This window comes from Staphylococcus sp. GDY8P57P, from assembly GCF_017892585.1.
GTDB lineage: Bacteria > Bacillota > Bacilli > Staphylococcales > Staphylococcaceae > Staphylococcus > Staphylococcus borealis.
Genome location: NZ_JAESLK010000037.1, coordinates 12231 through 33685, shown reverse-complemented (window position 1 = coordinate 33685; position 21455 = coordinate 12231). Strand labels below are relative to the sequence as shown.

Annotated in this window: 18 protein-coding genes and 3 pseudogenes; 14 read left to right on the top strand and 7 right to left on the bottom strand. The window is 30.4% G+C overall.

The genetic code is table 11. The features are described from left to right. Positions 1 to 38: 38 nt before the first annotated feature. Positions 39 to 365, bottom strand: a complete 327-nt coding sequence (locus KA878_RS11275; protein WP_000391495.1) for an ArsR/SmtB family transcription factor — start codon at positions 363 to 365, stop codon at positions 39 to 41. 206 nt (positions 366 to 571) lie between these two features. On the opposite strand from KA878_RS11275, the gene KA878_RS11270 reads away from it, so the two are divergent. Next, positions 572 to 931, top strand: coding sequence for a ZIP family metal transporter (locus KA878_RS11270; protein ID WP_001631039.1), 360 nt, complete (start codon positions 572 to 574; stop codon positions 929 to 931). Positions 932 to 1042: 111 nt separating this feature from the next. On the opposite strand, the pseudogene KA878_RS11265 reads toward KA878_RS11270, so the two are convergent. After that, positions 1043 to 1381, bottom strand: a pseudogene (locus tag KA878_RS11265) (cassette chromosome recombinase CcrA); the annotation flags it as partial. A gap of 8 nt (positions 1382 to 1389) precedes the next feature. Here KA878_RS11265 and KA878_RS11260 point away from each other — a divergent pair. From KA878_RS11260 to KA878_RS11215, 10 genes and pseudogenes are all read left to right on the top strand, one after another. After that, positions 1390 to 2019, top strand: a pseudogene (locus KA878_RS11260) (cassette chromosome replicative helicase); the annotation flags it as partial. Positions 2020 to 2206: 187 nt separating this feature from the next. Then, the gene (gene ccrA, locus KA878_RS11255) at positions 2207 to 3541 is read left to right on the top strand and encodes a cassette chromosome recombinase CcrA (RefSeq protein WP_048667859.1); all 1335 of its coding nucleotides are present in this window, start codon (positions 2207 to 2209) and stop codon (positions 3539 to 3541) included. A gap of 35 nt (positions 3542 to 3576) precedes the next feature. After that, positions 3577 to 5214, top strand: a complete 1638-nt coding sequence (gene ccrB, locus KA878_RS11250; protein ID WP_049426124.1) for a cassette chromosome recombinase CcrB — start codon at positions 3577 to 3579, stop codon at positions 5212 to 5214. Between the two features lie 81 nt (positions 5215 to 5295). Then, a complete protein-coding gene (locus KA878_RS11245; RefSeq protein ID WP_048667862.1) occupies positions 5296 to 6030 on the top strand; it encodes a glucose 1-dehydrogenase in 735 nt (244 codons plus the stop codon). Positions 6031 to 6594: 564 nt separating this feature from the next. Continuing rightward, positions 6595 to 6945 (top strand): SAUGI family uracil-DNA glycosylase inhibitor, encoded by a 351-nt coding sequence (locus KA878_RS11240; protein WP_193839848.1) that lies wholly within the window; start codon positions 6595 to 6597, stop codon positions 6943 to 6945. An 86-nt stretch (positions 6946 to 7031) separates the two neighbouring features. Next, positions 7032 to 7346 (top strand): DUF960 family protein, encoded by a 315-nt coding sequence (locus tag KA878_RS11235; RefSeq protein ID WP_193839847.1) that lies wholly within the window; start codon positions 7032 to 7034, stop codon positions 7344 to 7346. A 14-nt stretch (positions 7347 to 7360) separates the two neighbouring features. Further along, the gene (locus tag KA878_RS11230; protein ID WP_031926264.1) at positions 7361 to 7864 is read left to right on the top strand and encodes a DUF1643 domain-containing protein; all 504 of its coding nucleotides are present in this window, start codon (positions 7361 to 7363) and stop codon (positions 7862 to 7864) included. Between the two features lie 14 nt (positions 7865 to 7878). Beyond that, entirely contained in the window at positions 7879 to 8100 is a 222-nt protein-coding gene (locus KA878_RS11225) for a hypothetical protein (RefSeq protein ID WP_048667865.1), read from the top strand. Between the two features lie 178 nt (positions 8101 to 8278). Next, positions 8279 to 10405, top strand: coding sequence for a DNA methyltransferase (locus KA878_RS11220; protein WP_193839846.1), 2127 nt, complete (start codon positions 8279 to 8281; stop codon positions 10403 to 10405). Then, positions 10375 to 10992 (top strand): type IIL restriction-modification enzyme MmeI, encoded by a 618-nt coding sequence (locus KA878_RS11215; RefSeq protein WP_312883984.1) that lies wholly within the window; start codon positions 10375 to 10377, stop codon positions 10990 to 10992. Before KA878_RS11220 ends, KA878_RS11215 begins: the two co-directional genes overlap by 31 nt. Before the next feature lie 77 nt (positions 10993 to 11069). Here KA878_RS11215 and KA878_RS11210 read toward each other — a convergent pair whose 3' ends face one another. From KA878_RS11210 to KA878_RS11195, 5 genes and pseudogenes are all read right to left on the bottom strand, one after another. Next, positions 11070 to 12185 carry an AAA family ATPase gene (locus tag KA878_RS11210; protein ID WP_048667868.1) on the bottom strand — a complete coding sequence of 372 codons (1116 nt, stop codon included), beginning with the start codon at positions 12183 to 12185 and terminating at the stop codon, positions 11070 to 11072. Beyond that, complete coding sequence (locus tag KA878_RS11205; RefSeq protein WP_048667869.1) at positions 12172 to 12927, bottom strand: DUF6414 family protein; 756 nt, start codon at positions 12925 to 12927, stop codon at positions 12172 to 12174. Before KA878_RS11205 ends, KA878_RS11210 begins: the two co-directional genes overlap by 14 nt. 139 nt (positions 12928 to 13066) lie before the next feature. Then, a pseudogene (locus tag KA878_RS14405) lies at positions 13067 to 13326 on the bottom strand (hypothetical protein); the annotation flags it as partial. Positions 13327 to 13338: 12 nt separating this feature from the next. After that, positions 13339 to 14559 (bottom strand): hypothetical protein, encoded by a 1221-nt coding sequence (locus KA878_RS11200; RefSeq protein ID WP_053038307.1) that lies wholly within the window; start codon positions 14557 to 14559, stop codon positions 13339 to 13341. Further along, entirely contained in the window at positions 14559 to 15371 is an 813-nt protein-coding gene (locus tag KA878_RS11195) for an abortive infection system antitoxin AbiGi family protein (protein ID WP_053038306.1), read from the bottom strand. The genes KA878_RS11200 and KA878_RS11195 overlap by 1 nt, the downstream gene beginning before the upstream one ends. A gap of 190 nt (positions 15372 to 15561) precedes the next feature. Between KA878_RS11195 and KA878_RS11190 the strand changes: the two genes are divergently transcribed. From KA878_RS11190 to KA878_RS11180, 3 genes are read left to right on the top strand one after another with little or no spacing between them, the layout of a single operon-like run. Next, the gene (locus KA878_RS11190) at positions 15562 to 17076 is read left to right on the top strand and encodes a class I SAM-dependent DNA methyltransferase (protein ID WP_119882041.1); all 1515 of its coding nucleotides are present in this window, start codon (positions 15562 to 15564) and stop codon (positions 17074 to 17076) included. Beyond that, the gene (locus tag KA878_RS11185; RefSeq protein ID WP_193839844.1) at positions 17066 to 18331 is read left to right on the top strand and encodes a restriction endonuclease subunit S; all 1266 of its coding nucleotides are present in this window, start codon (positions 17066 to 17068) and stop codon (positions 18329 to 18331) included. Before KA878_RS11190 ends, KA878_RS11185 begins: the two co-directional genes overlap by 11 nt. Continuing rightward, positions 18315 to 21434, top strand: a complete 3120-nt coding sequence (locus KA878_RS11180) for a type I restriction endonuclease subunit R (protein WP_053038303.1) — start codon at positions 18315 to 18317, stop codon at positions 21432 to 21434. Before KA878_RS11185 ends, KA878_RS11180 begins: the two co-directional genes overlap by 17 nt. The last annotated feature ends 21 nt before the right edge of the window (positions 21435 to 21455 follow it).

Genomic DNA, 21455 nt, shown 5'->3' with positions numbered 1-21455 from the left:
TGAATTATTATTAACACTTATTACTGGTTTACGGAATACTAGTGATGACAGGCGTGATCGATCGCCTGTTTTAGCATATTCATAGTATGTTCATCATCATGGGAATAAAACAATGTTGTGCCTTCCCTTCGGAATTTTACTAACCGTAAATTTTTCAAGAACCGCAATTGATGGGAAACTGTTGATTGTCTAAGATGTAGCGTTTCAGCAATACCGTTTACCGAATACTCCTTATAAAAGAGCAAATGGAGAATCCGAATTCTCGTAGGATCACCTAACGCTTTAAATGTTTGCGATACGACAAATAATGTTTCATCATCTAAGTCCTTATTATTTACTTCCTCTAATTCCTTTTTTTCTTCCATTATCCTTCCCTCACTTTAGGTTTCAATTCAAAACCTTATATATAATAATCACTATTTATCTACATATATTAATATATGTTCATATATATGATATAACCATCTGAATAAAGAGTCAAATAATATTTAATATGAATTCATATATTTTGTTTTGATTTTTTAGAGTAAAATAAACAAAGCCTTTTTAAGAATAGTGGGATGAGTGCAGTATGGATGATCGGGCGTTAGCTTCCGCACTTGGAATTGGTGTTGGCGGTGGACTCGCTTGGATAATGGAAGGTTTTCAAAGTGGTCATGGCTTTATTTATTCATTATGTGCAGGCCTTATAATTGGCTTATTATTTTTTGAAATGATTCCGGAAAGTATTGAATTAGGCGGGTGGGTAATTTTACTCGGTGGAATAGCAATAGGCTTAGTATTATTCCAATCCATTCATCTATTAATGGATAAAATTACAATTATCACTAATAGTCATCAAAAAGATATTTTCGTTCGATCGGGGGTACTTTTAATTATCAGTATAGCAATTCATAATTTCCCTGTTGGCAATATTCCTTTATTTGTGTAATTTGACCATTAATACTAAATTTATCAATGTCTTGAGAAATTGTTGAAACTCTAACATAACATCCTACAGATTTTCTTTTCATTTCTTTCATATTTTTCATCCTTTCATTAATTAAGCAATCGATGATTGCGTAGCTTGGTTTACAATGTTTAGCGGTTCATTTTTGAAATAGATTCCCACAAGGCTTTTGTTTTTAGAAATATGAATTTCATCAATATATCGGTATAACATGCTTAACGTGAAGTGTTGTTGAATTACATTTTCAAAAGACCTTTGAATTTGTTGCTCATTTATTGATAGTGTTGGTTTTGATTGTTGAAGTAACGATTGAGATTGTTTTCTGAACGTTTCTGCATCGATGGCTCCTTTAGCTAATTTATCTATCAATTGTTCTTGTGTAAGTGTGCTCCTAGTTTCTAGGACCCTTTGTTTTTTGATCCGTTTTTGAATTACATCATTGGTTTAAAGATAAATTGAAGGATGAAACAAATAATACTGGTATTCGTATGTTTAAGCGCTATGCGGCTATCACTACTTCGGCCAAGATTCTTAGTCATGTTTTAGCTACAGATATTGATATCGCTAAAATAAGAGACTACTTTATTGATTATCATGGTCATACAGTCTCTGAACGCTCACTGGCAGATAAAGCGATCGAAGTCATTACGCAATTTGTAGCACAAAACCGTGGTAAGTTTTCTGATGATACAGCGTTAAAGAATATGATTGAGAACCATGGACTAATTGCCTTAAAAGATGATTATATCGAAGTCAAAATCATTGCATCTGTATTTAAAGATATGTTGATAGAGAATCACTTCCAAGATGTCAATAATGTTGTTAATGCACTAAGGGATAAAGGATTTATCGAATCTGACCATGATCGAATTACAACAAAACGAACAGTCAAAGATGACAATGGCAAAAAACAGTCACTTGTCTTTTACCATTTAAAGCTAGATTCAGAATATGCGTCTATTTTTGGTCTAACTAAAGATGCTGAACCTATTAAAGCTGAAATTAACTTGGATAACAAAAAGATACTTGAATCATGGAAAAAACAGAACGATGATTTAATTGATTTTTAATAACTTAAAGATGAAATCGTACAGGAGTAGATAAAATGGATGAATTGATTGAATTACTAGCTGATTTAGTTGTTGAAGAAATTAATCATGCTGATGACTAATAATAACGCCCAACACCAGCAGGTGTTGGGCTCATCTATAAATTCGTTCATAAATATATATTATCAATTTGGAAGGAGGAAACTCGATGAAACAAGCTATTGGTTATTTACGCCAAAGTACAACCAAGCAACAATCACTCACCGCACAGAAACAAACTATCGAAGCGCTCGCTAAAAAATACAATATCCAACACATCATCTTTTATAGCGATAAGCAATCAGGCAGAACGGATAATCGAACAGGTTATCAACAAGTCATCGAACGCATTCAACAAAGACAATGTGAAGTATTATGTTGTTATCGCTTGAATCGACTACATCGTAATTTGAAAAATGCATTAAAACTTATGAAACTGTGTCAAAAGTATCATGTTCATATTCTAAGTATTCATGATGGCTATTTTGATATGGATAAAGCGTTTGATCGCCTAAAACTTAATATATTCATAAGTCTCGCAGAATTAGAGTCCGATAATATTGGTGAACAAGTCAAGAATGGTCTTAAAGAAAAGGCAAAACAAGGTAAACTCATAACAACCCATGCGTCTTTCGGTTATCACTATCAAAATGGTACTTTCATCATTAATAATGATGAATCACCTACCGTCAAAGCTGTATTCAATTATTATCTTCAAGGCTATGGTTATAAGAAAATCGCGCAATACCTAGAAACAGATGATAAATGTATTAATCGTAAACCCTACCAAGTACGCGCTATTATCACGAATCCTAATTATTGTGGTCGCGTTATCAATCAATATGGACAATATGACAACATGTTCCCATCTATTGTTTCGACCAGTATATACGAACAAGCTCAAGCAATACGAGTAAATAAACAAGTAAAGCGCACACCTTCTGCTAATTTACTCAAACAAAAGATCAAATGTCCTTATTGTGGTTCAACCCTTACCAATATGGCCATTAGAAAAACCAATCATTCATTACGTTATTATGTCTGCCCTAAAAACATGAATGCATCACGTTTTATATGTGACTTTAAAGGCATAAACGCTGAAAACCTAGAAAAACAGGTCTTAGAATCTTGCAAAAAATTCTTTCGAGACCAACAGCTCTATTCGAAAATCAAACATGCTATTGAGAAACAGCTCAAAAAACAAAGGATGCATGATACTAGTAACACATTAACTCAGGAAAAGCTTATTGAAAATTTAGCACAAGGAAAAATTGATGTAGAAACATTCAGAGAACAGTCCCAATCAATTAATCTACAGAATAAACCTATACAAGTAATAAGTGATATTCGGATAAAAGCATCACTACAAAAGACTATACAGAAAAGTTTCACGTTAAACATGCTGTATCCCTATATTGATGAAATTCATATTACTAAAAATAAAGAATTAAGCGGAATCTATTTAAAAGATGAGCCACTAAACATTGTTAATCAAGCGGTATAATCATCGATTGCTTAATCAGAAAGGATGAAAAAATCATGCAAAAACTCAAACAAAAACGTGTCGGTATCTATGTTCGTGTATCAACAGAAATGCAAAGTACTGAAGGATATAGTATCGACGGACAAATCAATCAAATCAAAGAATATTGTAACTTTCATCATTTCGAGGTCAAAGATATATACGACGATCGTGGTATATCAGGAAAGTCTATAAACCGACCAGAACTACAACGTTTGTTAAAAGATGCGAACGAAGGTCATATCGATTGTGTCATGGTATATAAAACGAATAGACTCGCACGTAATACATCAGACTTACTGAAAATAGTTGAAGACCTTCATCGTCAAAATGTCGAATTCTTCAGCTTATCTGAACGTATGGAAGTCAACACTTCTTCGGGTAAACTCATGTTACAAATACTTGCAAGCTTTTCTGAATTTGAAAGAAACAATATTGTCGAGAACGTATTCATGGGACAAACCCGACGTGCTCAAGAAGGCTATTATCAAGGCAATTTGCCGCTGGGCTATGACAAAATACCGGATAGCAAGCATGAACTCATGATAAATCAACATGAAGCGAATATCTTCAAATATATCTTTGAGTCATATGCTAAAGGTCATGGTTATCGAAAAATGGCTAACGCACTTAATCATAAAGGTTATGTAACAAAGAAAGGTAATCCATTTAGTACATCAGCTATAGCTTATATCCTTACCAACCCCTTCTACATCGGTAAAATTCAATTTGCGAAGTATAAAGACTGGAATGAGAAACGACGTAAAGGTCTTAATGACAATCCTATAATAGCTGACGGGAAGCATTCACCTATCATTAGTCAAGAACTATGGGATAAAGTACATTCACGTATGAAGCAAGTTAGTCAAAAACCCCAAGTTCATGGAAAAGGAACCAACCTATTAACAGGTATTATTCACTGCCCACAATGTGGTGCACCAATGGCAGCTAGTAACACAACGAACACATTGAAAGATGGTACCAAGAAGCGAATACGCTATTATTCTTGTAGTAACTTTCGCAACAAGGGGTCAAAAGTATGTTCTGCGAATAGTGTTAGAGCTGATGTGATTGAGAAATACGTCATGGATCAAATACTCGAAATTGTCAAAAGTGATAAAGTCATTAACCAAGTCTTAGAACGTGTCAATCAAGAGAATAAAGTCGATATTGGTGCATTGAACCATGATATCGCTTATAAACAACAACAATACGATGAAATCCATGCGAAACTAGACAACTTGATTAAAACAATCGAAGATAATCCAGACTTAACAACAATACTCAAAGAAACAATCCATAAATATGAAACACAACTGAATGACATTACGAATCAAATTAATCAAATTAATCAACTGAAGCAACAACAAAATCAAGAGAAAACATCATATAATACGAAACAACTATCCGCTGTTTTACGTCGCATATTTCAAAACGTAGAATCCATGGATAAATCACAACTCAAAGCGTTATATCTCACAGTCATTGACCGAATAGATATTCGTAAAGACGAACATCGTAAAAAGCAATTCTATGTCACATTAAAACTCAATCATGAAATCACTAAACAACTCTTCCATAATACCCCTATCGACGAAGTGCGCCTCAGCACTTCGTCTTTATTTTTATCTCAAACACTCTATATTCATATATAAGTGACTTTTTTAGCTTCTTGATTGAGTTAGGTATACAATAAAATTATGAACAATATTAATTTAGAGGAAGGATGTTTTAAAATGGGAAAATTACAAGATAAAGTCGTCGTTATTACAGGTGGTGCACAAGGTATGGGAAAACTTCATGCCAAAAAAGCGATAGCTGAAGGCGCAAAAGTCGTGATAACTGATATTAATGATGAATTAGGTCAAAAAACAGCTAATTCTCTTGGAGACGATGTTTTATTTATCAAACATGATGTATCTAAAGAAACGGATTGGAATCATGTCATTCAAGAAGTTATGAACAAATGGAATCGAATTGATGTATTGGTTAATAATGCAGGAATCACATACAATAAAACAATTGACCAAATATCATTAGAAGATTATATGAAGATTGTAAATATTAATCAAGTATCTGTATTTTTAGGCATCAAAACTGTATCAAAAATTATGAAAAGTCAAAAACAAGGGTCAATCATCAATATTTCTTCAATGAATGGTCTTGTTGGTGGTGCAATTGGCTATACAGATACAAAATTTGCGGTCAGAGGTATGACAAAAGCTGCGGCTAAAGAATTGTCTCCATACAATATTCGAGTTAATTCAGTACACCCAGGTGTTATAAAAACACCAATGTTAGAACAAAACGATGTTAAAGAAGCCGTTAAAGAATTCGAAAAAACAATTCCAATGCGAAGAGTTGCCCAACCCGAAGAAGTATCTAAACTTGTATGTTTCTTAGGGTCTGACGATGCTTCTTATTCTACAGGATCAGAATTTGTTATAGATGGTGGTATTACTGCACTATAAATGATAAATCAATTAAAATATAAATAGTTCTCTTGAATAAATTTTAGGCGAAGTGCTGAGGAGCACTTCGCCTTTATTTTTTCCTTAAACAAGTTAAATTTATACTTATTGTCCTTTCGTCATCCAATAACACTCAACTAATAGAAAATTTCGATATATATATCATTGATGATTCAATTTATAGCTTATATTGAATGACGAAAGAACATCCCATCATGATAAACCAACGGGATAACAATGGGATTTGATAAATACATGTAGGATAAGGATTACGCAAGCGTAATCCCGAAATCCCATTATTATTTATAAATAAATAATATAAAAAGAAAAAGTAAGTCGTACTGACATCTACAATCCCAAATGATATATAAATATATAGCTATATTTCCTGAGAAATGAGCGGGATAACGGGATTTCCTTGTCACACCAACGTTTGTAGCGGGTTTTTATATGGAATTTTCTCATATTGTCAGCGGAATCCGTAATAAATGACAAATCAAATATATATTATCCCAATGATGTATATGAATTACATCACTATCACACTATCTAGGAGGCAATGATATGAAAACAACCACTCAAGAACTCAAACAATATATAACTCGTCTATTCCAACTATCTAACAACGAAACATGGGAATGTGAAGCGTTAGAAGAAGCAGCAGAAAATATACTTCCTACTCGCTTTGTAGACCATACCCCACTTGCGCATCTTACACTTGGAACCTATACCTACTATAACGATGAACTACATGAGCTAAGTATCTATCCATTTCTTATGTACGCCAATAACCAACTCATCAGTATTGGTTATCTGGATCATTTTGATATGGATTTTCTCTACCTCACTGATACTAAAAATACGATTATCGATGAACGTCATTTATTAAAAGAAGGAGGGAAAGACCATGAATAATTGGATCAAAGTGGCACAAATATCTGTTACGATTATTAGTCAAGCAATTATCATCATGAAAGAAATTCAAGACGAGGTAAAATAATATGAAAATCAATCGATACATCACAAGAGGCATTAGCGAACAACTATCTCTAGACCTTCAAATCTTACTTTGGAATATGGTAAAAGAAAGAGATAATCAACCTCATACAGATTACCTACACATTTTTAGACTACAAGAAGATGATAAGAATATACTCTCTATTACCCATGAACAAGAACAACCCGCATATAAATTGGAATATCACTATACAAACTATGTAAAAAATCAAAACGCATTACCTAAGAAAGTCTACGTCATTCGTGAAGATGATGTAGACGTTTTTTATTATGTGATGCTTTTACCAGAAGAATACTAAAGGAAGTGACGATGATGAATACAATCAAAAGTACGATATACACAGAAGCTATATTCAGTAATGATGAAAAACACCGCTACTTACTCAAGAAAACTTGGGATGAAAAGAAACCCGCTTGTACAGTGATAACGATGTATCCTCATTTAGATGGTGTATTATCACTCGATCTCACAACTGTTCTCATCCTCAACCAATTAGCGAATTCAGAACGATACGGTGCTGTATATCTTGTAAATCTATTCTCTAATATTAAAAGTCCAGAAAATCTCAAACATATCAACGAGCCATACGATGAACACACCGACATTCACTTGATGAAAGCGATAAGTGAAAGTGAAACAGTGATTCTTGCTTATGGTGCCTATGCGAAGCGCCCTGTTGTAGTCGAACGTGTAGCGCAAGTGATGGAAATGTTAAAACCTCATAAAAAGAAAGTCAAAAAGCTCATTAATCCAGTAACGAACGAAATCATGCATCCACTTAACCCTAAAGCACGTCAAAAATGGACATTGAAATAAAAGGAGGATTATCTATGAACCATGAAACCACACAATCAGACTGGCGAACAGTTGCTAATTGTTTAGCATCGCAAAATTATATATCAATAGTAAAAGGGCTAGTACATCACTTCACAGCAATTGAAGATGAAGAAATATTGAATAAAATCTATAATGATTTTATGAATGATGACTCTATAGCAACCGTACTTAACAATGATTTACAGACAATTATTAACCATTACCTATCAAAATGAACATTATAAATAGAGCATCCTTCACTTTGCGGTGAGGGATGCTTATATCTTTTATTTTTTTAATAAATAAATGAAATATTACTTAAATGATAGAAAAATTTGTAATATCCCATTACAATTAAGATTAAATAATTATATATTTTTCCAATTATAATATTATTCGGAAGAGAGCGATTTTATGAATAAAGAAATTATTGATAATGCGCTAAAATTCATTACCCTACATAAGGAAGACAAAGATGAAAGACAACAAGCGCAAATGTGGATAAGAGATTTCTTAGAAATTTTTAATATACCTATTCAAAAAATTAATATTGGATTTGAATGGCGAATTAATATTGATGGTTCACAAAAATATGCGGATCATTTGCTAAATGGATTATTATTAATTGAAATGAAGTCAAAAAAACAAAAACTCGATAAAGCGAAATCTCAAGCATACAAATATGTGATGAATTTAGATAATGAAGACATACCAAAATTTGTAATGCTCAGTAATTTTAATACTATTCAACTTATCGATTTAACTAATAATAAAACAATTGAATTTAATGTAAAAGATTTACACAAATATATAGATAATTTTAATTTTTTATTAAATAAAATACAAGATACTCATATCCCTATGAATCCAGTGAACGCCAAAGCCGCTAAACTTATGGAAAGTTTACATGATTATATATTAGAAAGTAAATATCCTAAAAATGCTTCTGACCTTTTAATGACACGGATAGTGTTTTGCTTTTTTGCTGAAGATAGCGGTATTTTTGACACTAATCAATTCACAAATTACATAAAAAATGAAACTAAAAAAGATGGTAGTGATTTAGTAGATAAATTAACAACTTTATTTCAGACTTTAAATACTCCGATAAACGAAAGATTTCAATCTGGTTCACTAAATGATTTCCCTTATATCAATGGTGGGTTATTTGCTATATCTCAACCTTCAGGTTTAGCTTTAAATAGTAAAATTCGAAATATAATTTTAGAAACTTCATTATTAGATTGGTCCAAAATTTCTCCCGTTATTTTTGGTTCAATGTTTGAAGGAGCTATGGATAAAGAAAGAAGACATTCTTTAGGTGCTCATTACACATCAGAAGTTAATATCCTAAAAGTTATTAATGGATTATTTTTAAATGAACTACGTAATGAATTTGAACACATTTCTCAAATTAAAATTAAAAAGATTAAATATAAAAAACTAGAAGAATTCCATAATAAATTAGCTAATTTAAAATTTCTAGATCCAGCTTGTGGTAGTGGTAATTTCTTAATGGTAGCATATAGAGAACTAAGAAGATTAGAGCATGAAGTAATTGACGAAATAAATCAAGGTCAAGCTTTATTATTTGATATTAATGATTTTATTCAAGTTGAAATAAATCAATTTTATGGAATGGAAATATTACCATATGCAGTATCAGTTGCTAAAATAGGCTTATGGATGATGGATCATTTAATGAATATTGAAGCAAGTGAATTATTCGGTCGATTATATTTAAGATTACCGCTTCATGCAAGTGCTAACATTGAAGTCTGTGATGCTTTAACAAAAGAATGGAGCGAAATAGTACCTCCTAACGAATTAGATTATGTGCTTGGTAATCCTCCGTTTATAGGAGCTAGAATAATGTCCAAAGAACAAAAAAATACTTTTAAAAAAGTTGTTAAAATTACAGGTTCAAGTGATTTGGATTATGTATGTGCTTGGTACTATAAAACAGCTTTACTTATGCAATTAAATCCGTCTATAAAAGCGGCTTTAGTTTCCACAAACTCTGTCTTTCAAGGTAAACAAGCTAACATAATTTGGAAAAAACTTTTCGAAATGGGAATATATATAAATTTTGCGCATCAATCTTTCAAATGGGATAATAATGGAGCTACCGTACATGTTTGTATAGCTGGATTTTCAATGAATGAAGAAAAAGAGAAATTTCTCTATCTGTATAAAGATATTCAAACTCAACCAGTTTTAAAAAAGGTAAAAATTATAAATGAGTATTTAATAGATGCCCCATATTTAATGTTAAAATCTTCAAAGAAACAAATTTCAAATTATCCAATTATGCGTTTTGGAAGCATGGCTAACGATGGAAAAGGGAATTTTCAACTTGATGAAGATTTAAAAAATAAATTAATAAAAAAACATCCTATTTTAGAGGAATACATTCATGAATTTATAGGTGCTAAAGAATTATTAGATGGAGAAACTAGATATATATTATATCTGAAAGATATGCCACCTAATATAATAAGAAAAATACCATATATACAAAATGTAGGACAAAAAGTTTAGAAAGTAGAATTAAAAGTTCACGAAACTCCACTAAAAAGTTAGCACAATATCCTTTTGTACTTGGTGAAGATAGAGTAATTAAAAATTCAAAGTTTTTAATCATACCTAGAGTTTCCTCAGAAAATAGAGAGTATATTCCTATGGATTATTTTGAATATCCTACAATTGCTTCAGATGCAGTTTTTCAATTAGAAAATGCTTCACTTTTTATAATGGGAGTTCTTCAGAGTAAAATGCATGCACTTTGGGTTAAAACAATAGGTGGTAAACTAGAATCTAGGTATAGATATTCAAATACATTAGTTTATAATAATTTTGTATTCCCTACTTATTCTAACAAAGAAAAAATTTATATTGAAAATATCGTGAAAGAAATATTAGAAATCAGAAAATATTGGAAACAAAAAGGAAATACTTTAGCAGATTTATATGATAAAAAAGCTATGCCTATAAATTTAAAAAAGAAGCATAACGAACTTGATGATAAAGTAGAAAAGCTATACAAAAAAAGTGGGTTTGCTAATGATGAGGAAAGAATTGCTTATTTAATGAATCTCTATAAAACTCAAATAAGTAAAAAAAATTAAATTAATATTTATTAATTTTTTTAAAGACTAGAATATAACTATAAAAATTATATTCTAGTCTCTTTTCAAATTTATCACTAATATTCAATGATTAATGCATTAACTAAAATCATATTTATATCTAGTTCTATGATTTTTTCAATGTGCCTATAGTTAGTAAATTGTTCAACCCATTTCATATATTTTTTTAATAAATCTTCTGAATCAGGTAGTAAATTTCGTTCTTCATCTGATAAATTATTAAATTCTTTTTCAATAATTCTTTTAACAATTTTTTCTTTTGTATTAACATTTAAAGGTTGAAACTTAATTAAATCATTAAATCTGTAATAGATTGGATCCCCTAAATCATTTCTTATTTCATTTTCTTCGTCATAGTTAGCTGTACAAATTATTAACGAATTAGACATATCAACTTCATAATGAGAGTCCTCAAAAATACCTTCATCAAAGAGTTGGTAAAAAGCACTATTTATTTCGGATAACCCCTTATCAAATTCATCTAATAAAATAACATTACTTTCTCTCTCTAATAAATCTTTAGCTAAACTCGACTTCCCATGTTTATTACCAAATATATAATCAAACATATAGTTTGTTTTGTTCATTGACATTTGTTTTCTTAATAATTTACCACCTAAACATTCACTGATTATTTTACTTATTTCCGTCTTACCAACGCCTGAAGGTCCGTAAAACATTAAAACAATCGGTTTTTTACTTGTTTTAGTTAATTTATACATCGATGCCAAAATTCTATGAATTGAAGTATCTTGTCCTAAAATTTGATTACTAGTTTTGTAGTTTATATCTTTTAACACTTGTAAATCAGTTTTTGGATACTGGTATTTAAATATTTCGTATTCATCACAATCAAAAGAAGATTTAATTTGATTAATTATAAGTTTCGGAGGATTTTGAAGATAAATTCCTTCTCCGTATTTTATAGATTGCTGAATGTAGTGTATAAAATTATTTAGTGCTTCTTCATTAATAGCAGAATAAGACTCAGTTTTAGCTAATATAAATTTATTTTCAAGTAAATTTTTATAGTCCTCTTCATTAACTTTATATACGATATTTCTTATTAATGATTCAGTTTTTATTACATAGTCTTCTAAAGAAATAAAATTAAAATTTAAAAAACTTTGTAAGTATGACTTTGGACCAACTATTATTTTAATTTTGCTCATCGTTATTATCAATCCCTGCTAATATAATATCGTACATTTCTAATATATTGCTAGATTCATCAAATGTATCTTCTTCTGAAATAGAAGTTATAATCCTATCTTGATTTTCAAATGATTGTATTGCACTTTGAAAATCTAGTTTATTTTTATCAACCTCTCCTACATTGACTCCGTATAATGTTAATTTCATTTGAGATAAATCAGCAATACTATAATTATTTGAAAATGCTTTATTATTAAATCTAAAAATAACTTCTTCATTCTCATTTTCAGCAATCATTTCATAATACCCTTTACTGAATTCTAACGTTTTGTGCATTTTACTTATATCAATAGATATTTCATTATCTAATTGTAGTTTACCTTCCATCATACTTAAATATGGTGCTATTGTTTGAAAATGGGCTATAGAATTAGGAATATAATTAAGAGAATAATTGCTAAATTTGGTTATAAAATCCTCTTTATCTGCAATCGTTTTAAAGTCGCTTAATATAGCGCTAGTTAATGTTTTTTCGATATATTTCTCAGAAGTATGACTTAGTCTTCCAGCTACACTTGTTTCTCCTGAAAAAAAAGTTTCAAATAATCTCGAAAAAGCTGGACCAATTCCTAATTTAGCACCTATACCTAGATTCTTATCACTGCCTTTTTTATCCTTTTTTTCTAGTACTTCTAATCCGTTATTAATAATTTTTAAGTAATCTGTTGCAGTACCTTCATCAAAATATATAACTTTCATTATAATTTTCCTCCAATTTTCTAATTATATTAATGACTTCTCTTATTATATTTAATTATAAATAATATTATTTATAATATACTTTTTAGGAACATTTATTATAAAAATTTTATATTACAATTGAATATTAAAAAGCACTTTATGCAGCATCTGAAAAAACCGCATCACTTATGATATGCTTCTCCCTACCAGTGATTTTACTAAAAAATTCTGTAGATATAACATTTCTAAATAGATGAAAAAAGACAATTTCTATTGATATAATATAGAAATCGTCTTTTTTTTATAAATTTTCGTATTATTTTCAGCTTATTGAGCTGTTACCTTTCTTATATTCAGTGCTATTAATATGAAACCAAAGTATCTTTTAGTTTTATTTATTTCACGAGTGAAACCCATCTTAAAGAGTATTTAATTTGATTTATAGTTACTAATAAAGGCATCTAAAGTTTCCGCTTCTTCAAAAGCAATATTTTCTAATCCGATAGGTTCGGTTGTGTTGAATGAAGCTTTTAAAATAGTAGTAATTACATCTTCAGGATTAAATTTTAGTTTAAATTCATCATCTTGTAATTTTTCATAGTCTGAGGATTTTACTTGATAATAACATTGATATTGTGTGTAAGAGATTTTTTGAGTAAAAATAGTTTTTGTTACTTCTTCCTCTTGAATTAAGGTGAATTTTTTTCCTTTTATATCTTCTAAATCGAAGGAAGATGTTTTGATTAGTAAACTTTCTAAACGCTTTTCTTCCAATATTAGTTTTTGTTTATATAATAAAAAGTAGGTTTTTACTCCTTCTATAATTTCTTTAGAATTAAACGGGGTGGATATCTTAAATTCTTTATCCAACGAATTTTGAAATTCATGAATAATTTCAAATAATTTTAAATCTTTGTTTAAAGATTCTAAGATTTCTTTATTTTTACTTGCTGAATCATTATTAAATTTTATCTTATTTGCTGTATACATTTCGCCACTAGCTAGCGCTATTAACATTTTATAAGTATCAATTATATTAGTTGTATTTACCTCCCCTTTATTTTCATTAAAAAGATGATGAAATCCCCAACTAATATATTCTAAATTTTTTTCTATTAACATGGATATCTTTATATATCGGTCCCGATATAAATATTTCATTTCTTTTTTACTATCATATGCTTTTCTATAAAAATCTAATTCTTTAAATTTCCCATCAACTTTAATTGATATATTTAGTTTATCTTCTTCATTAAATTCTGGAGCTTTCATTATTATATATGTTTCTGTATCTTCATTATTCGCAATAGATTTATAAACATCACTATCTTCAAGAGGTATATCTTCAAAAAATTGCTCCATTTTATAATCATGTATTTCAATCATCTTTTGACTATTTTTTAAGTAAAATAAAAATTCATTTGAATTTTGATAATCCTTAAGTTTGAATTTTAGTTTACTCGTCAATTCATTTTTTAATACTGCAGAATTCTCATTAACTGCGTCATACTTCAATTCTTTAATTAATTCTTCTTTACTTGGATATTGTTTTTTCAATTTATTCTGCAATTCTCTATCTAATTCATTAACAATTAATGACGGCATTTTATCGCTGTTTAAAGTTTTTTTAATTTGTTTTTTACTAAGCATTACATAAAATCCTCTCTTAAGTGATTTAAGACACTTATTTTTGAAATGAGTAAGCTTTTTTCTTGATCATCGTAATTAGAGCAATTAATATCATTTATTAGCTGAATAACGTCCTCTTCTTTTTCAACAATAATGTACCTAATATCTTCACAATTAAATTCTAATTTATTACTTGATAATTTTGTTAAAGCTTCATTATAATAATTTCTTTTAGAGTCACTATTTTCATTGATGTAAAAAGGATCTAAATCTTCATCAACTAATTTTATACTTCTCCATTCTTGTTCATCCATGAATATTTTCTCTTCTATTTTATCAGTTTTTTCACAATATTGGCTTCCTTTAAAATGTTTTAAGAAAAATAATGAAGCGAATATAAATTCATATACTTTTTCATCAGTGTCTGGTTTATTAACTATATTATTAAACACTTCTTGATACATTTTAATATACTCACTAGTATTCGATACATAATGCAATGGCTGTAGGTTTTTGTTTACTCCCCAAGATTTTTTCATACATATCGCATAGTCTCCATACCATTTATTATGATCTTTTAATTGATTTAATGGTATATCACAAAAACATAACATTGGAAACGTAATGTCTTCGATAGGAATTCTCTTTCCACTTAAGTCAGTAGTCTCTATATTTAAATATTCTACTTCTTCAGTTACATACCTAAATTGGAAATAACCATTTATTATTATGTCTTTAAGCCAATTATATTTTTTAACACATTTAATGAATACATTTGCATTTTGAGCACTTAATGGAGTTTCTTTAGCTTCTTGAACTTTAAAATTTTTCATAATTCCACCTAGTTATATTTTATAAGAGCAATATTACGACACCGCTCCATTTTTCCACTTTTATTTAATAATAATCTAATTAATATTTTTAGTCTATTTGTTATTTTTTATAAAATCAATTAGATTATGTACATCAAAATTCAATATTTTGCTATATTTAAGCTAAGAATAATTTGAAAGGAATTATTAAATGGCAACTATTGGATTTGAAGAAAAACTATGGCAAGCTGCAGATAAATTAAGAGGAAGCATGGATGCTGCTGAGTATAAAAATGTAGCATTAGGTTTAATATTTTTAAAATATGTATCAGATTCTTTTGAAGAAAAGTATGAAGAATTGAAGCAAGATCCTTATGCTGACGAAGAAGATCAAGATGAATACTTAGCGGAAAATATTTTCTGGGTACCAAAAGAAGCAAGATGGCAATATATCAATGATAATGCGAAAAAACCAGAAATTGGACAAATAATTGATAAAGCCATGATTGCAATTGAAAATGAAAATGAATCATTAAAAGGTGTGTTACCAAAAGAATATGCACGACCTGCGTTAGATAAAGAAAAATTAGGTGACATTATTGATTTATTTACATTTAAGGTTGGCGATACTGAAAGTCGTAAACAAGATGTATTGGGCCGAGTGTATGAATACTTTATTGCTAAGTTTGCAAGTGCCGAAGGTAAAAATGCCGGAGAGTTCTATACACCATCATCAATTGTAAAATTATTAGTTGAGATGATTGAGCCTTATAAAGGTCGTATTTACGATCCATGTTGCGGTTCAGGTGGGATGTTTGTACAAAGTGAACGCTTCGTTGAGAAACATCAAGGTCGATTAGACGATATTGCGATTTACGGACAAGAATCTAACCCTACGACTTGGAAATTAGCAAAAATGAACTTAGCTATCCGTGGTATTGATAATGACTTAGGTGAACGAAATGCTGATACATTCCATAACGATCTACATAAAGGATTAAAGGCAGATTACATATTAGCCAATCCTCCTTTTAATGCAAGTGATTGGGGACAAGAACGATTACTTGATGATTATCGTTGGCAATTTGGAATACCTCCAAAAGGTAATGCCAACTATGCATGGATTGAACATATGATTTCAAAATTAGCACCTAATGGTACAGCAGGATTTGTATTAGCCAATGGATCAATGTCTACAAGTGGAAAAGATGAATTAGAAATTCGTAAAAATCTTATTGAACAAGATTTAGTGGAATGTATTGTTACTTTACCTGGTCAACTCTTTTATTCAACACAAATACCTGTATGTCTTTGGTTCATTAGTAATAATAAAGGTCAAATTGGTAAAAAAGAACGTAAAAATGAAATTTTATTTATTGATGCTCGTGAAATCGGTCGTATGGTAACTAGAACATTAAAAGAATTTTCAGATCAAGATATTCAAAAAGTAACACAAACATATCATGCTTGGAGAGGTACAAACGATAAATCATACGAAGATATAGCTGGATTTTGTAAAGTAGCTAAGGTGGAAGAAGTTAAAAATAACGAATATATTTTGACACCTGGACGTTATGTCGGTTTAGCCGATGTTGAAGAGGATGAAGAACCATTTGAACAAAAAATGGAACGCATTACTTCTGAATTAAGTGAACAATTTGCTAAATCAAAAGAACTTGAAGACCAAATCCGTAAATCACTGGAGGGGTTAGGTTATGGAGTTTAAAAAGGTTAAATTAGGTGAGATATCTATTATAACTATGGGGCAATCTCCTAAATCAGAATTTTATAGTGAAATTGATGGTACACCATTTTTACAAGGAAATAGAACTTTTCAGCACATTTATCCAGTTATTGATACTTATACAAAAAAAGTTACTAAATTAGCTAATGCTAATGATATTTTATTTTCAGTTAGGGCTCCGGTGGGAGATATAAATATAGCACCTGTCGATCTATGTATTGGTCGGGGACTATGTGCAATAAGATCAATAAATAATAATCAAGAATTTTTATTTTATTTATTGAAGTCAAAAATTAATGAATTGGAATCTCAAGCAACAGGAACTATTTTTAGTTCCGTAAACAAAAAAACTTTAGAAAATTTTATTGTAAATATACCTAATGAAAAGCAACAAAAACATATTGGAACAATATTATCTAATTTAGATAAAAAAATTGAGCTAAATCAAAAAATCATAGCAAACCTTGAAGAACTGTCGCAAACACTATTCAAACGCTGGTTTGTAGATTTTGAATTTCCAGATGAAAATGGTAATCCTTATAAATCTAGTGGTGGAGAAATGGTTGATAGTGAGTTAGGTAAAATACCTTTAAATTGGAATGTTAATGCATTAAAAAATATAACAGATATTAGAACAGGATACGCATTTAAATCAAGTGAATATATTTACAGTAGTAAATTATCAGTCTTAAGAACTTTAAATATATCTAAGACTAGCTGCTTAATTGAGATGAGTAATTTAAAATTTGTTTCTAATGATTATATAAATATATCAAAATATAATAAATATTCATTGGAAATTTTTGATACTTTATTAGTAACAGTTGGGGGATCTATAGGTAATATAGGTATTATTACAGAATCTAATTTACCATCTTTACAAAATCAAAATATGTGGAGATTTAGAACTCTCAATTCAAATATAAATAATCCTTTAATTTATAATATAATAAAAATAATAAATAAAAATGTAAGTAATCAAACATCAGGTTCTGCTAGAGAATTTTACACTAAGAAAGTATTTGAAAATTTTAAAATTGCTTTACCTAACTTAAATCATCCAATGTTATTAAAAGCAAATCAAATTCATTTAAATCTTTTTAAAAATATTAGTAATCTTAATAAAGAAACTAATAATTTAGTAAAATTACGAGATACTCTTCTCCCTAAACTAATGTCTGGAGAACTAGAAATATCTGATGATGTTGAGGTGAATACGGATGAACTTTCAATTTAATGAAGATGATTTAGAACAAGTCGCATTAGAATGGTTACAATCACTAGGCTACGACTATAAAAAAGGTAATGAGATTAGTATGACAGGTCTAGCGCCAGAACGTAAAAGTGATAAAGAAGTTGTCCTTCATGAACGTTTAGAGAAAGCATTAAGAAAAATCAACTCAGACATCCATCCTCGTTTTATTGAAAAAGCGATGCATGAATTAATTTTAGAGAAGTCGCCCAATCTTTTAGAAAATAACCTTACCTTTCATGAAAATTTGATTAATGGTATTGAAATCGAAGACTATGATGACGAAGGACAATCGGTAGTAGAAATTGTTAAAATCGTTGATTTTGAACATCCACAAAACAATGATTTTTTAGCAGTCAATCAATTCACGGTCGTTAATGGAGACTATACAAAACGTCCCGATATTGTACTCTTTATCAATGGCTTACCTATCGTTGTCATTGAACTTAAAAATTCAACTAATGAAACTGTAGGCGTCGAAGACGGTTATCATCAATTAGAAACGTATAAGATGCGTATTCCACAATTATTTACATTTAATGAAGTACTTATTACAAGTGATGGTATTAATACAAAGGGGGGCTCCCTAACCGCAAATTATGATCGTTTTATGACTTGGCGTTCTAAAGATGGAGAAACTGAATCATCATCAAGTTTATCTAGCTTAGACATACTCATACATGGCATGTTGAATCCAGAAACTTTACTTGATTTAATTCGCTATTTTGTCTTATTCCAAGATGATGGCAAAGGACATATCAGTAAAATTCTAGCAGCGTATCATCAATACTATGCCGTTAATAAAGCGGTTGACAGAGCTTTATTAGCTTCATCTGGGCAAGGTGATGGAAAAGGAGGCGTTATTTGGCATACCCAAGGGTCTGGTAAAAGTTTGACTATGGTCTTTTTCTCAGGAAAATTAATTCAAATGCTTAATAATCCTACCTTAGTCATCGTGACGGATCGTAATGATTTAGATAACCAGCTGTACAGTACGTTTGTTAAATCAAAAGGTCGATCTGGTAAAGGATTATTAAGACAAACACCAAAACAAGCTGAAACACGTAAAGAATTAAAATCGTTATTATCTGTTGAGTCGGGTGGTATTGTATTTACAACAATGCAAAAATTTGAACCTGAACAAAATGAAACGACCATGGCTGCCCTAACTGAACGTAAAAATGTGATTGTCATGGCAGATGAAGCACATCGTACACAATATGGCTTTAACGCTAAATATGATGATAAAGGTGAAGGCATTAAATATGGTTATGCCAAATATTTAAGAGATGCTTTACCGAATGCAACATTCGTAGGATTTACAGGCACACCCGTAGCTTCAACGGATAAAAATACGCAAATGGTTTTCGGAAACTATATCGATGTTTATGATATGACACAAGCCGTAGCTGATGGAAGTACGGTTAAAATTTACTATGAAAGTCGTGTAATTCCATTAAATCTACCTCAAAGTTTAGATTTAGATGAAGCGTATAATGACATTACTGAAGATCAAGAAGAGGATGTAAAACAGCGTTTAAAATCAAAATGGTCCCGTATTGAAGCTTTAGCAGGCGCAAAACCTCGTGTAGAAGCCCTAGCCAAAGATATCATCCAACACTTTGAAACACGTCAACAAGCGATGAAAGGTAAAGGAATGATTGTAACGATGAGTCGTCGAATTGCTGTTGATTTATATGATGAAATCATTCGTCTAAAACCAGAATGGCATTCAGATGATGATGATAAAGGGGTCATCAAAGTAGTGATGACAGGTTCATCTAGTGACCCAACTTCTTTCCAAAGACATATTGGTCCTAAAAAACGTCGTAGTGTATTAGAAAAACGTATGAAAGATGTGAATGATGAATTACAACTCGTGATTGTTCGAGATATGTGGCTCACAGGGTTTGATGTTCCTTCTATGCATACCATGTATATTGATAAACCAATGAAAGGGCATAATTTGATGCAAGCAATTGCTCGAGTTAATCGAGTGTTTAAAGATAAGCCGGGTGGATTAATTGTCGATTATGTGGGTATCGCCGAAAGCTTAAAAGAAGCTCTTAAAGAATATACAGAATCTGATCAAGCTCAAACGGCAATAGATACAGATAAAGCGGTTGAATTGATGTTATTGAAGTATGATGTGATTCAAGATATGTTATATAATCTTGATTATTCTAAATTTAATTCAGAGAAAAAATCGGAACGTTATTATACAATATCGAATACGATGGATTATGTGATTGGTTTAGGTGAAGATGAACGTCAACGTTTTATTAAAACGGTCACAGAGTTAGGTAAAGCCTTTGCGCTTTGTGCGACTGAACCTACAGCCCAAGAACTCAATGATGAAATTGCCTTCTTTAAAGCGGTTAAAGCAGGACTTGTTAAATTGTTACAACCGCCAAAAGAAGGAAAAACACGTAAAACACCTGCAGAAGTTGAAGCAGAGATTAATCAACTTGTGTCACAATCTGTTGTGACTGAAGATGTCATTGATGTTTATCAAACGCTAGGTCTTGAACAACCCGATTTATCAATCCTATCTGATGATTTCTTAAAAGATGTCGAAGGATTGAAACAAAAAAATGTTGCGGTAGAATTATTAAATCGATTACTCAAAGGGCAAGTTAAATCATTAATGAAAACGAATGCGACAGTATCTAAGCGCTTCTCTGAGATGTTAGGAAATTCGATTAATAAATATAATAGTCGTTCCATTGAAACATCAAAAGTGATTGAAGAACTCATTCAACTTGCCAAAGATATTAAACAAGAACAACAACGAGGAAATGAATTAGGCCTAAATTCGGATGAGATTGCGTTTTACGATGCTTTAGTTTCACATGAAACAGCGAAAAAAGCGATGGAAGACAAAGAACTACGTGCGATTGCTCACGAGCTAACTAAAACAGTGAAAGAAAACATGAGTGTTGATTGGTCTAAACGTGATAGCGCAAAAGCTAAAATGCGTGTAGCTGTTAGACGATTGCTTAAGAAATATGGCTATCCGCCAGATTTACAAAAAATGGCTGTAGAGCAGGTCGTAGAACAAGCAGAACTTATGGCGAGTAATCAATAAAAAATAAACTAAAAGAGCATC

Coding starts and splice junctions, on each gene's coding strand:
- KA878_RS11220 (WP_193839846.1), top strand. CDS start 8,279: ATGAATAAAGAAATTATTGATAATGCGCTAAAATTCATTACCCTACAT.
- KA878_RS11210 (WP_048667868.1), bottom strand. CDS start 12,185: ATGAGCAAAATTAAAATAATAGTTGGTCCAAAGTCATACTTACAAAGT.
- KA878_RS11205 (WP_048667869.1), bottom strand. CDS start 12,927: ATGAAAGTTATATATTTTGATGAAGGTACTGCAACAGATTACTTAAAA.
- KA878_RS11225 (WP_048667865.1), top strand. CDS start 7,879: ATGAACCATGAAACCACACAATCAGACTGGCGAACAGTTGCTAATTGT.
- KA878_RS11200 (WP_053038307.1), bottom strand. CDS start 14,559: ATGCTTAGTAAAAAACAAATTAAAAAAACTTTAAACAGCGATAAAATG.
- KA878_RS11240 (WP_193839848.1), top strand. CDS start 6,595: ATGAAAACAACCACTCAAGAACTCAAACAATATATAACTCGTCTATTC.
- KA878_RS11275 (WP_000391495.1), bottom strand. CDS start 365: ATGGAAGAAAAAAAGGAATTAGAGGAAGTAAATAATAAGGACTTAGAT.
- KA878_RS11270 (WP_001631039.1), top strand. CDS start 572: ATGGATGATCGGGCGTTAGCTTCCGCACTTGGAATTGGTGTTGGCGGT.
- KA878_RS11195 (WP_053038306.1), bottom strand. CDS start 15,371: ATGAAAAATTTTAAAGTTCAAGAAGCTAAAGAAACTCCATTAAGTGCT.
- KA878_RS11185 (WP_193839844.1), top strand. CDS start 17,066: ATGGAGTTTAAAAAGGTTAAATTAGGTGAGATATCTATTATAACTATG.
- KA878_RS11245 (WP_048667862.1), top strand. CDS start 5,296: ATGGGAAAATTACAAGATAAAGTCGTCGTTATTACAGGTGGTGCACAA.
- KA878_RS11190 (WP_119882041.1), top strand. CDS start 15,562: ATGGCAACTATTGGATTTGAAGAAAAACTATGGCAAGCTGCAGATAAA.
- ccrA (WP_048667859.1), top strand. CDS start 2,207: ATGAAACAAGCTATTGGTTATTTACGCCAAAGTACAACCAAGCAACAA.
- ccrB (WP_049426124.1), top strand. CDS start 3,577: ATGCAAAAACTCAAACAAAAACGTGTCGGTATCTATGTTCGTGTATCA.
- KA878_RS11180 (WP_053038303.1), top strand. CDS start 18,315: ATGAACTTTCAATTTAATGAAGATGATTTAGAACAAGTCGCATTAGAA.
- KA878_RS11230 (WP_031926264.1), top strand. CDS start 7,361: ATGAATACAATCAAAAGTACGATATACACAGAAGCTATATTCAGTAAT.
- KA878_RS11235 (WP_193839847.1), top strand. CDS start 7,032: ATGAAAATCAATCGATACATCACAAGAGGCATTAGCGAACAACTATCT.